Annotated in this window: 12 protein-coding genes and 1 rRNA gene; 3 read left to right on the top strand and 10 right to left on the bottom strand. The window is 71.2% G+C overall.

Annotation, left to right across the window (positions count from 1 at the left end):
* Positions 1-5: 5 nt before the first annotated feature.
* Positions 6-284, bottom strand: a complete 279-nt coding sequence (locus tag ACFYX3_RS38265; protein WP_389024102.1) for a glutaredoxin family protein — start codon at positions 282-284, stop codon at positions 6-8.
* Positions 285-378: 94 nt separating this feature from the next.
* Between ACFYX3_RS38265 and ACFYX3_RS38260 the strand changes: the two genes are divergently transcribed.
* The 3 genes from ACFYX3_RS38260 (at position 379) to ACFYX3_RS38250 (ending at position 4,087) form a co-directional block, all read left to right on the top strand.
* Positions 379-1,326: an HAD family hydrolase gene (locus ACFYX3_RS38260; protein ID WP_376594265.1), complete on the top strand. Its 948-nt coding sequence runs from the start codon at positions 379-381 to the stop codon at positions 1,324-1,326.
* Positions 1,327-1,755: 429 nt separating this feature from the next.
* Positions 1,756-2,541, top strand: a complete 786-nt coding sequence (locus ACFYX3_RS38255; protein WP_116160370.1) for an ECF subfamily RNA polymerase sigma factor, BldN family — start codon at positions 1,756-1,758, stop codon at positions 2,539-2,541.
* 298 nt (positions 2,542-2,839) lie between these two features.
* Entirely contained in the window at positions 2,840-4,087 is a 1,248-nt protein-coding gene (locus ACFYX3_RS38250; protein ID WP_389024098.1) for a DUF5667 domain-containing protein, read from the top strand.
* 64 nt (positions 4,088-4,151) lie between these two features.
* Here the strand turns inward: ACFYX3_RS38250 and ACFYX3_RS38245 are convergent, their stop codons facing one another.
* The 9 genes from ACFYX3_RS38245 to rrf all read right to left on the bottom strand — a co-directional run.
* Positions 4,152-5,183: a lysophospholipid acyltransferase family protein gene (locus ACFYX3_RS38245; protein WP_389024095.1), complete on the bottom strand. Its 1,032-nt coding sequence runs from the start codon at positions 5,181-5,183 to the stop codon at positions 4,152-4,154.
* A gap of 15 nt (positions 5,184-5,198) precedes the next feature.
* Positions 5,199-6,257, bottom strand: a complete 1,059-nt coding sequence (locus ACFYX3_RS38240) for an NAD-dependent epimerase/dehydratase family protein (RefSeq protein ID WP_184932540.1) — start codon at positions 6,255-6,257, stop codon at positions 5,199-5,201.
* 180 nt (positions 6,258-6,437) lie between these two features.
* Positions 6,438-6,536: a 30S ribosomal protein bS22 gene (locus ACFYX3_RS38235; RefSeq protein ID WP_003948845.1), complete on the bottom strand. Its 99-nt coding sequence runs from the start codon at positions 6,534-6,536 to the stop codon at positions 6,438-6,440.
* A 162-nt stretch (positions 6,537-6,698) separates the two neighbouring features.
* Positions 6,699-6,908 (bottom strand): helix-turn-helix domain-containing protein, encoded by a 210-nt coding sequence (locus ACFYX3_RS38230; RefSeq protein ID WP_030223786.1) that lies wholly within the window; start codon positions 6,906-6,908, stop codon positions 6,699-6,701.
* Between the two features lie 127 nt (positions 6,909-7,035).
* The gene (locus tag ACFYX3_RS38225; RefSeq protein WP_352030295.1) at positions 7,036-7,851 is read right to left on the bottom strand and encodes a phosphatase; all 816 of its coding nucleotides are present in this window, start codon (positions 7,849-7,851) and stop codon (positions 7,036-7,038) included.
* A 115-nt stretch (positions 7,852-7,966) separates the two neighbouring features.
* A complete protein-coding gene (locus tag ACFYX3_RS38220) occupies positions 7,967-9,142 on the bottom strand; it encodes an acetoin utilization protein AcuC (protein ID WP_389024090.1) in 1,176 nt (391 codons plus the stop codon).
* Positions 9,111-10,313, bottom strand: a complete 1,203-nt coding sequence (locus ACFYX3_RS38215; RefSeq protein WP_389024087.1) for an MFS transporter — start codon at positions 10,311-10,313, stop codon at positions 9,111-9,113. Before ACFYX3_RS38215 ends, ACFYX3_RS38220 begins: the two co-directional genes overlap by 32 nt.
* A 43-nt stretch (positions 10,314-10,356) precedes the next feature.
* A complete protein-coding gene (locus ACFYX3_RS38210) occupies positions 10,357-11,004 on the bottom strand; it encodes an HAD family hydrolase (RefSeq protein ID WP_389024084.1) in 648 nt (215 codons plus the stop codon).
* A gap of 67 nt (positions 11,005-11,071) precedes the next feature.
* A 5S ribosomal RNA gene (rrf, locus tag ACFYX3_RS38205) occupies positions 11,072-11,147 on the bottom strand; the annotation flags it as partial.

The following is an 11,147-nucleotide window of genomic DNA, read 5'->3' as shown; positions in this document are numbered from 1 at the left end:
TTCGGTCAGGCACCCAGTTCGCGCCGGAGCCGGCCGGCGTCCACGCGCCAGAAGGTGTGCTGTTCGCCGTCGATCAGGACGACGGGAATCTGCTCCCAGTACGCCCGGTGGAGCTCCTCGTCCCGGGTGATGTCCTTCTCCTCCCAGGATGCTCCGGTCTCCGCGCACACGGTCTCGATCACCGCGCGGGCGTCGTCACAGAGATGGCACCCCGGCTTGCCGATCAGCGTGACGGTCCGCGAAGCGGCGGCCTTCTTCTTCGTACGTCCGAACATGGCGTCCATTCTGGCGCCGGGTAACAGTGGAGTCCCCCACTGTTCACACGACGGCATCCTCACAAGTCGGGAAGTACCGAACAGACTGGCTATGCTCAACGGCATGGCCGCACTGGGATGGCTCACCCCCCGTAGGCGCTCCGCCACCGCGCGCAGCGTCCTGGCAGGCGAGGCCGCCGCCGAGGCGGCGCGCAAGTCCTCGCTCCAGCTGGAACAGGAGCGCGAGGAGTCCGCCGCCGCCGAACCCGAGGCCGCGGAGCCCGAGTTCCCGGTCGTCGGCGACGTGCGCGCAGCCGCCTTCTTCGACCTCGACAACACCGTGATGCAGGGCGCCGCGATCTTCCACTTCGGCCGCGGCCTGTACAAGCGGAAGTTCTTCCAGCGCCGTGAACTCGCACGCTTCGCCTGGGCGCAGGTCTGGTTCCGGCTGGCCGGCGTCGAGGACCCGGCGCACATGCAGGAGGCCCGCGACAGCGCGCTCTCCATCGTCAAGGGCCACCGCGTCTCCGAACTGATGTCGATCGGCGAGGAGATCTACGACGAGTACATGGCCGACCGCATCTGGCCCGGGACCCGTGGCCTCGCCCAGGCGCACCTGGACGCGGGCCAGAAGGTCTGGCTGGTGACGGCCGCCCCGGTCGAGACGGCCACGATCATCGCCCGCCGCCTCGGCCTCACCGGCGCGCTCGGCACGGTCGCGGAGTCGGTGGACGGGGTCTACACGGGCCGGCTGGTCGGCGAGCTGCTGCACGGCCCGGCCAAGGCCGAGGCGGTCCGGGCGCTGGCCGCCGCCGAGGGCCTGGACCTCGCCCGCTGCGCCGCGTACAGCGACTCGCACAACGACATCCCGATGCTGTCGCTGGTGGGGCACCCGTACGCGATCAACCCGGACACCAAGCTGCGCAAGCACGCGAAGGACCGGGACTGGCGGCTGCGCGACTACCGGACCGGCCGGAAGGCCGCGAAGGTCGGCATCCCCGCCGCCGCGGGCCTGGGCGCGCTGGCGGGCGGCACGGCCGCCGCGGTCGCCCTGCACCGCCGCCGCCACTGACGCGGGTCCGGCGCCGGTTCACGGCAGGGTCCTGCCGATACGTTTCGGCTGCGATCATCTGCGACAACCCCGGACCAGCCCCGCTCACCCGTCCGTGGTCGAACAGCACCGCACAGGTCGACTCCCGGGCATTCTCGCCCCCTTACCCCGCAGCGGCCCCGTTCACTCACGCGCCCCGTACTTGAGCACAACGCATCGCCCGCGCAGTCACACTCGGAAGCAAAGCGATCAACAACCGGTCACGAACTGCGCCTTGATGCGACTACAAGCAGTAACAGATACGACGTAACCGGTGATTTGAGCAACTGGGTGTAGCGCTGCCTGTACGAAGCGTTATTCTCCTCAGACGCACAAAGGACCCCTCACGTCGCCACGACGGGTGAACGGTCCCGCACTGCACGTGATGGAAGCTCTGCCTCTGGGAGTCCCGTGTACCCACACGTCGGGGTTGACACCTCGGGCCTGGCTACGCTGCGCGCAACGGTCCTCGACCACTTGCGCGGCTTCGTCCCCACCGCGTACGCCGGCCCTGTCCCCGCCTTCGCCTTCGCCGCACCGGCACCCGTCGGCCCTTGCTACGCCCTGGCCGACGGCGGCGCCGCCGTGAGCAGACGCGGCGCCCGCTCAGGAGCCTCGACCACCGCCCGCCGCCCCACCGCGGACAGCGACAGCGCCCGCATGATGGACCTGGTCGAGCGCGCCCAGGCCGGCGAGGCCGAGGCCTTCGGCCGCCTGTACGACCAGTACAGCGACACGGTCTACCGCTACATCTACTACCGCGTCGGCGGCAAGGCGACGGCGGAGGACCTCACCAGCGAGACCTTCCTGCGCGCCCTGCGCCGGATCTCCACCTTCACCTGGCAGGGCCGCGACTTCGGCGCCTGGCTCGTCACCATCGCCCGGAACCTGGTCGCCGACCACTTCAAGTCCAGCCGCTTCCGCCTGGAAGTCACCACCGGCGAGATGCTCGACGCCAACGAGGTCGAGCGCAGCCCGGAGGACTCCGTCCTGGAGTCCCTGTCGAACGCCGCCCTGCTCGACGCGGTCCGCCGCCTCAACCCCCAGCAGCAGGAGTGCGTGACCCTGCGCTTCCTCCAGGGCCTCTCCGTCGCCGAGACCGCCCGGGTCATGGGCAAGAACGAGGGCGCGATCAAGACCCTCCAGTACCGGGCCGTCCGCACCCTGGCCCGCCTCCTCCCGGACGACGCCCGCTGACCGCTCCGCGCCCCCCACACGCACCCCCCTACCCCGGTCCGCGCCCCCATGCCCACCCTTCCCCCCACATCCCCACGACCCCCGTCCAACTCACAGTCGGTGACGCCCCGATGACGCACTGGTCCGATCATCTTTCGCGCGTAACCCAAGTGCCGCGCCGCTCGTTGTGCGGGATGCAGGCTCCCTGTGGTCACGCCATGTCCGCAGCCACTCACTCTTTCGTGTGGATGTGCTCAAGGCGTGCAACCTTCCGGACACCCCGGGGAGTCGACCGTCATGACGAGAGGAGGTGCCGCCAGTGATCGCGAACGTATCGGCGCACCGGCGGGCGAACGCCTTCGCCCAGGCCCTGGAGGACCGGGCGTCCGAGGACGCGGCGGCCGAGCAGCCCGAGGCCCCGGCGGAACCGGCCGAACCCGCCGAACAGGGGCGGCTGTTGGCCTTGGCGAACGGCCTGGGCGAGCTGCCGAAGCCACAGCTCGACCCCGAGGTCAAGGTGGTGCAGCGAGCCCAGCTCGTCGCCGCCATGGAAGCGATGCTCATGGAGGGCAGCGCGGCCGGGGGCCCTACGGTGCCGGAGCAGCGGACATCCACCGGCAAGGGAACCCACCGGGCGTCCCCGCTCCGGAAGCTGCGACCCCGGTCCCGCTGGACCAAGGGCCTCGCCGCCGGCGGCCTCACGGTCGGTGTGGCGGCGGGCGCCTTCGGCGGAGTGGCCGCTGCTAGTTCCGACGCCCTCCCCGGTGACTCGCTCTACGGGCTCAAGCGGGGCATGGAGGACATCAAACTGGGCATGGCGGACGACGACGCGGACCGCGGCGGCATCTACCTCGACCAGGCCTCCACCCGCCTCAGCGAGGCCCGCCGCCTCATGGAGCGCGACCGCGCCGGGGAGCTCGACCACGAGTCCCTCGCCGAGATCCGCCGGGTCCTGGGCGGAATGAAGCACGACGCCTCCGAGGGCCGCAGGCTGCTCCGCGAGGCGTACGAGCGGGACGGCGAGATCGGCCCGATGGCCCGTCTCAACTCCTTCGCGCAGGCCCACCGGGACACCTGGAACGGCCTCCGCGACCGGCTCCCCGTCCAGCTGGCGGACGTCGGCAGCGAGGTGACGGACGTCTTCGACGCCATAGACGAAGACGTCGAGCCGCTCCAGTCGGTGCTCCCCCGCACCCCCGGCAAGGGCGCCATCGACTCCGAGGGACCGCGCAGCAGGCCCGGCACCCCGAAGGACACCCCCGGCGCGGACACCCAGCGTCCGCCGGCCGGCCAGGAGACGTCCCCCTCGGGCAGCCACTCCGCCGCGCCCCGCCCGTCCGGGTCCAGCACGGGAACCACCCCGAGCGCGGGCAGCAGCACCGGCTCGCACGAGGACGACGGCCTCCTCGGCGGCAACACCGGCGGACTGCTCAACCCGTCCCCGACGGGCACACCGACGACACCCACCCAGGGCCAGCCGACCCCGGACGTGCCGGACGTGACCCTGCCGCCACTCCTGCCGGGCCTCCTTCCGGGCCTCGGCATCGACAGCGAGGACGCTCGCTAGCAAGGAGAAGGGGCGCCCCCACGGACGGGGGGCGCCCCTTCTTCATGCCACCGAGACCCACGGGTCAGAAGAACACCGACCGCCGCTGCACCAGCAGCTTGTAGAGCGTGTGCTGGATCTGCTCCCGCACCTGATCCGTCAGGTTGAACATCAGCATCGGGTCCTCCGCCGCCTCCGGCGCGTACGAGTCCGTCGGGATCGGCTCGCCGAACTGGATCGTCCACTTCGTCGGCAGCGGCAGCGCCCCGAGCGGCCCCAGCCAGGGGAAGGTCGGGGTGAGCGGGAAGTACGGGAAACCGAGGACCCGCGCCAGCGTCTTGGCGTTCCCGAGCATCGGGTATATCTCCTCCGCGCCCACGATCGAGCAGGGCACGATCGGCACCCCGGCCCGCAGCGCCGTCGACACGAAGCCGCCCCGCCCGAACCGCTGGAGCTTGTACCGCTCCCCGAACGGCTTCCCGATCCCCTTGAAGCCCTCCGGCATGACGCCGACGATCTCGCCGGCCCGCAGCAGCCGCTCCGCGTCCTCCGCACAGGCCAGCGTGTGCCCCGCCTTGCGGGCCAGCTCGTTGACGACGGGCAGGACGAAGACCAGGTCCGCCGCGAGCAGCCGCAGGTGCCGACCCGCCGGATGGTGGTCGTGGACGGCGACCTGCATCATCAGCCCGTCCAGCGGCAGCGTCCCGGAGTGGTTGGCGACGATCAGCGCCCCGCCCTCGGCCGGGATGTTCTCGACGCCCTTCACCTCCACCCGGAAGTACTTCTCGTACAGCGGGCGGAGCAGCGACATCAGGACCTGGTCGGTCAGCTCCTCGTCGTAGCCGAACTCGTCGACCTCGTACTCGCCGGTGACGCGCCGCCGCAGGAACGCGAGCCCGCCCGCGAGCCGCCGCTCCCAGCCGCTCCCCCCACCCGCGACGGGCGCCGGCTCGGGCTCCGGCGTCGGCTCGGGCTTCGCAGCCGGAGCGGGCTCCCCGGAGGCCTGCTGAGGCCCCGGCAGGGCCCGTACGGCCGCCGCCTCGCCCTCGGCCCTGGCAGGCCGCCGACGGGCCCGTGAGCGGTCGTCGTCGAACGGAATGACCTTGGCGTCCGCCATCGCAGTCGGGTCTCCTCAGGCGCCGTGGTGAAGGGTGGAAGCGTCAGGGGTGGCGAGGCGACCGGCGAGCCGGTCCACCGCCCCGGCGAGCAGCTCGGGCGGCAGCAGCCCCGGCCCCCGGCCGCGCGCGAAGTCGGCGAGCGCCTCCGCCGTCGAGTAGCGCGGCGAGAAGCCGAGGACCTCGCGCGTGTGGACCGTCGAGACGACCCGGCCGTGGGTGAGCAGCCGGATCTGCTCGGGCGCGAAGTCGGTGATCCCGACCGTGCGCAGCGCGGTGCCCACCCAGGTGACCGCGGGCAGCAGCACCGGCACCGTAGGCCGCCCGAGCCGCCGCGCGCACTGGGACAGGAGCAGCACCCCGTCCCCGGCCACGTTGAACGTGCCGCTGTTCTGGGTCGCCCTCCGGGGTTCGTGCGCCGCCAGGCGCAGGACGTCGACGACGTCGTCCTCGTGGACGAACTGCAGCCGCGGGTCGTAGCCGAGGACGGTCGGCAGCACCGGCAGCGCCAGATACTCGGCGAGCGGGGAGTCGACCCGGGGACCGAGGATGTTCGCGAACCGCAGCACGCACACGGCCACGTCCGGCCGGCGCCGGGCGAAGCCCCGGACGTACCCCTCGACCTCGACGGCGTCCTTCGCGAAGCCGCCGCTCGGCAGGGACTTCGCGGGTGTCGTCTCGGTGAAGACGGCCGGGTCCCGGGGCGCGGAGCCGTAGACGCTCGTACTGGACTTGATGACCAGGCGCCCGATCCGCGGCGACTTCTGGCAGGCGCCGAGGAGCTGCATCGTGCCGATGACGTTGGTCTCCTTGACCGACGTCCGGCCGCCGCCGCCCAGCGCCGTACCGGTGACGTCCAGATGGACCACCGTGTCGACGTCGTGCTCCGCGAGCACCTTGGCGATCTCCGGCCGGCGGATGTCCGCCCGTACGAACTCGGCGGCGCCGAGCTGGTGCGCGGGGTCCACCGCGTCCACGGCGATCACCCGCTCCACTTCCGGGTCCCGCTGGATCCGCCGCACGAAGCGGCCGCCCAGATGCCGCGCGGCACCGGTGACGAGCACGACCTTGCCCAAGATCAGCGCCTTCCGTCCGTCTTCCGTCGGTCGCTTCCGTTGGTCGACACCGTAGCGCCTCGACATTTCCGCGGGATAAAAGCGGGGCCCTGCACAGGCCCCGTACAAAAGGCGTGGCCCTCCACCGCGAACGGTGAAGGGCCACGCCTGACGCACAAACGCTGCGAAGCAGCTGTCGCCTTACTTCTTGTTGCGACGCTGAACGCGCGTGCGCTTGAGCAGCTTGCGGTGCTTCTTCTTCGCCATCCGCTTGCGCCGCTTCTTGATAACAGAGCCCACGACTACCCTCGCTCACTTCTCGGAACATCCCCGCCTCGGCGGGAATCGGTGCGGGGCGTCTGGGCCCACACGACCTACGTCGGCCTAGCCTACCGTCCCGAGGACCACGCTTGTAATCCGAGGGCCATACAGAGCTTTCCCGGCTTTACCGCAGCGCGCCCGCTACGCGGTCCCCACCCCCACGAAGGACTCCCTCAGGTACTCGTGAACGGCCTGTTCCGGCACCCGGAAGGACCTCCCCACCCGGATCGCCGGCAGATGACCGCTGTGCACCAAGCGGTACACGGTCATCTTCGACACGCGCATCACCGAGGCGACTTCCGCCACGGTCAGAAACTTGACCTCGTTGAGAGGTCGATCGCCAGCAGCCATGACCCACCTGTACCTTCCGCCGCGACGCCCACCGGCTTCCCCTCCGGTGACTCTTCGTCGCCGAGCGCTCACTCTCCAGACTAGGGGCGGGTGGTACGAGTGGGGAAGAGGAGCTGCCATCGGCCGTTTACCGTGACAGACACGCTCGATTGAGTACATAGCGCGTGAGCGGGAGGTACGAGGCGGAGCGCACGCCGTCATCAAGCGGAACGGCCACCGACACCTGCCCCTCCGCCTCCCCGACGAACAACGCCGGATCATCCGTATCGGCAAGACCGATGGCCTCGATACCCAGCTGACCTGCCCCGCAGACCCAGCCGTGGTCCCCCACCACCAGCTCCGGCAGCGGCCCGCCACCGTCGGCCGCACTCTCCAGAGCGGCCCTAACCGGCAGCGGCGAGTGGGAGTGCGCCCCCGGCACACGCCCGCCGGCGGACGGCCCCGGTTCCCGTACCAGCGCGACCCCGCGTACGTAGTCGAGGAGGTACGTACGTACGCCGAACCGGGTCGTTATGTCGACACATCTCCCCTGCGCCGGTGTGAGGACAAGACATCCCGCCGCCGACAAGGCGTCTGCGAGAGCGGCGTAGAAACCGAGCAGACGGTGCGGATGCCCCGTCCCGAGCAGCACCGGCACCCGCCGCGCCGCCGCCGCGCCCAGGCGCGCCGCGAAGGCGTCGAGCCCCCGCACCGTACGCTCCGGATCGATCACGTCCGGCCCCGACCGGTGCGCCGGATCACCCGACACCCCGCACTTGTCGGCCATCAGCCTCAGCAGCCCGGCCTCGTCCCACCCCCACGCAGGGTCGAGCCCGAGCAGCACCCGCGGATCACGCGCGGCGAAGAGCCGATAGCTCCGCAGGTTCTCCTCCCGCGAAGTCGCCACCGTCCCGGCCAACCCCGACGCCAACAGATGCGCCCGCAGCGCCCCGGTACTCCACACCCGTCCGATGCTGCCGGAACACCGCCGCCCGGACGTCCAAACCTCCCGGACACCCCACAGTCGGCGTAACCCCCAGGAGAACGTTCTAGATGACCCGGGGGAACGCCTCAGATCGCTAGGCGAGCAGCCCCCGCAGCGGGAACGCCGCCTTCCGCGTCGCAAGCACCGCCTGGTCGAGCCGGTCCGCCGGGTCGTACCCCTCGGCCCAGTCCCGGAAGCCCACCGGCCACCGCCCGTCCGTCATCCGCGCCGGCCCGAGCTGCCGGGTCCGCGCGTACACCTCGTCCCGCCAGGACGCCGGGATCACCGACTCCGGATCCACCGGAGCGTGCGCCACGATCCCCACCAGATGCGTCCACGACCGCGGTACGACGTCCACCACCGCGTACCCGCCACCGCCCAGGGCCAGCCAGCGCCCCTCCGCGTGCGCGTGCGCCAGCTCGTGACAGGCCTCCTGCACCGCCCGCTGCGCGTCCAGCGACACCGCCAGGTGCGCCAGCGGATCCTCGAAGTGCGTGTCCGCGCCGTGCTGCGTCACGAGCACCTGCGGCCGGAAGTCCGCGAGCAGCTCCGGTACGACCGCGTGGAAGGCCCGCAGCCATCCCGCGTCGCCCGTCCCGGCCGGCAGCGCCACGTTCACCGCCCCGCCCTCACCGGCCCCCGCAGCGCCCGTCTCCTCGGGCCAGCCCGTCTGCGGGAACAGCGTCCGCGGATGCTCGTGCAGCGACACCGTCAGCACCCGCGGGTCCTCCCAGAACGCCGCCTGCACCCCGTCCCCGTGGTGCACGTCCACATCCACGTACGCGACCCGCTCGGCACCGAGCTCGAGCAGCCGGGCGATGGCGAGCGAGGCGTCGTTGTAGATGCAGAACCCGGAGGCCGAGCCCGGCATCGCGTGGTGCAGCCCGCCCGCGAAGTTCACCGCGTGCTGGGCCTCTCCGCGCCACACGGCCTCCGCCGCACCCACCGACTGCCCGGCGATCAGCGCGGACACCTCGTGCATCCCGGCGAACGCCGGATCGTCGACCGTGCCGAGCCCGTACGCCTGGTCGGCGTGGCGCGGGTCCGCCGAGGCCGCCCGCACCGCCGCCACGTAGTCCTCGCGGTGCACGAGCCGCAGCGTCGAGTCCCCGGCCGGCTTCGCCGCGACCACGTCCACCGCCCGATCGAGCCCGTAGGCCCGCACCAGCGACATCGTCAGCGCGAGCCGTACCGGATCCATCGGATGCTCGGACCCGAAGTCGTACTGCGTGACAGCTTCATCCCACATCAACAGTGCGCGGCCGCTCATGCCCGCCACGGTATCGGGCCTCGCGCGAACCGAACGACGTGGCGTACACCACCGTCACCAGGACCAGCACCATCGGCACCAGCATGGCCCCCCGATAGCTCCACGCGTCCCCGAGCGCCCCCACCAGAGGGGACCCGACGAGAAAGCCCACGTAGTTGAAGACGTTGAGCCGCGCGACCGCCGCGTCGCTGGCCCCCGGGAACAACCGCCCCGCCGCGGCGAAGGTCTGCGGCACGATCACGCTCAGCCCGAGCCCGAGCACCGTGAACCCGGCGATCCCCGCCCAGGCACCCTGAGCCGCCGCGACCGCCGCGAACCCGAGCGCCGCGAGCACCGCGCCGGCCCGGACGACCACGACGGCCCCGAAGCGCCGCACCCCGAAGTCCCCGACGGCCCGCCCGAGCAGCGTCGTCACCATGTACGCGTTGTACGGGACGGTCGCCAGCTCCTCCGAACTGCCGAGCACGTCCTGGAGGTACTTGGCGCTCCAGTTGGAGACCGTCGAGTCCCCGATGTACGCGAAGGTCATCACGAGGCAGAGCGGCAGCAGCACCTTGAAGACGACACCGCTCCCCTTGCCCTCCCCCGCCTCGACCGCGCCGGCCTCCCCGGAACCGGCCACGTACCACCGGCTGCCGACGAACACGACGGGCAGCAGCACGGCCACCACCGGCAGGTAGGACACGAACAGCGACAGGTGCCAGTGCGCCCCCGCCCAGGCCAGCGAGGCCCCCGCGATCCCGCCGAGGCTGTACGCGGCGTGGAAGCCGAGCATGATGCTCCGGCCGTACGCCCGCTGGAGGCTCACGCCCAGCATGTTCATGGACGCGTCCAGGGCGCCCACGGCGAGCCCGAAGAGTCCCAGGGCGATCGCGGCGTGCCAGAGCTCGGACCCCAGGCCCACGGCCAGGAGAGCCAGCAGCACGAAGGGCTGCGCCCACCGCAGTACCACCGCCGGCCCGACCCTGGCGACGACCTTCTCGGTCACCACGCTCGCCACACCCGCCAGGATCGGGACCGCCGCCAGGAAGGCCGGCAGCAGCCCGTCCGAGATCCCGTACTGGTCCTGGATCGCCGGTATTCGCGTCACGAGCAGGGCGAAGGTGACCCCCTGCACGAAGAAACTGACCGCCAGGGATCCCCGCCCACGCCGCAAACGTGCATCCGTCATGGCGGCACAGCGTACGGCCGGAAACTACCGCTGGGTAGATGGATCACGTCCCCAAAATCGCGGGAAGCTCCTCCATCCTGGCGAAGAAGCCCTTGGCCCCCGTGAGCTTGGCTTCCGGGGTCATCGCGGTGAACCCGTAGACGTCCATCCCGGCGGCCAGGGCGGCCTGCACCCCGGGCCCGCTGTCCTCGACCACCACACACCGCTCGGGCGCGACCCCCATCTGCTCGGCGGCGTGGAGGAAGAGGTCCGGCGCCGGCTTGCCCCGGCCGACGTCCTCGGCACTGAAGATGGTCTCGTCCGTGAACCAGACGTCGAGCCCGGTCTTCCGGTGACCGACCCTGATCCGCTCGTGGCTCCCGGAGGAGGCCACACAGTACGGAACGTCGGCCGCGGCGAGCCCCTTGAGCACGTCCCCGGCCCCGGCCACGACCTCCAACTCGGCCTGGAACGCGGCGAACACGCGCGCGTGAAAGACATCGTCGAAGTCCGCAGGCAGCTTCTTCCCGCTCCGCTCCTCGACGAGCTCATGGATGGTGTGCATGGCCGAGCCCATGTAGTCGCGCACGGACTCCTCGAACGTGGTGGGGTGCCCAAGCTCCGTCAGATAGCCGGCCAGCAGGGTGTTGGAGATCGGCTCGCTGTCCACGAGCACGCCGTCGTTGTCGAAGATCACCAGGTCGTATCGCATGGCCACAGCCTAGAACGCAAAAATGCCTCAACCCCCGGACGGTGTCCGGGGGTTGAGGCTAAAAATTGTTCGGCGGCGTCCTACTCTCCCACAGGGTCCCCCCTGCAGTACCATCGGCGCTGAAAGGCTTAGCTTCCGGGTTC

This window comes from Streptomyces sp. NPDC002463 (genome assembly GCF_042889835.1).
GTDB classification, from domain to species: domain Bacteria; phylum Actinomycetota; class Actinomycetes; order Streptomycetales; family Streptomycetaceae; genus Streptomyces; species Streptomyces nymphaeiformis.
The sequence above is the reverse complement of the archived record's forward strand: the minus strand, read 5'-3'. Positions and strand labels throughout refer to the sequence as shown.

Coding starts and splice junctions, on each gene's coding strand:
- ACFYX3_RS38265 (WP_389024102.1), bottom strand. CDS start 284: ATGGACGCCATGTTCGGACGTACGAAGAAGAAGGCCGCCGCTTCGCGG.
- ACFYX3_RS38245 (WP_389024095.1), bottom strand. CDS start 5,183: ATGGCGGACGCCAAGGTCATTCCGTTCGACGACGACCGCTCACGGGCC.
- ACFYX3_RS38220 (WP_389024090.1), bottom strand. CDS start 9,142: ATGAGCGGCCGCGCACTGTTGATGTGGGATGAAGCTGTCACGCAGTAC.
- ACFYX3_RS38210 (WP_389024084.1), bottom strand. CDS start 11,004: ATGCGATACGACCTGGTGATCTTCGACAACGACGGCGTGCTCGTGGAC.
- ACFYX3_RS38230 (WP_030223786.1), bottom strand. CDS start 6,908: ATGGCTGCTGGCGATCGACCTCTCAACGAGGTCAAGTTTCTGACCGTG.
- ACFYX3_RS38260 (WP_376594265.1), top strand. CDS start 379: ATGGCCGCACTGGGATGGCTCACCCCCCGTAGGCGCTCCGCCACCGCG.
- ACFYX3_RS38215 (WP_389024087.1), bottom strand. CDS start 10,313: ATGACGGATGCACGTTTGCGGCGTGGGCGGGGATCCCTGGCGGTCAGT.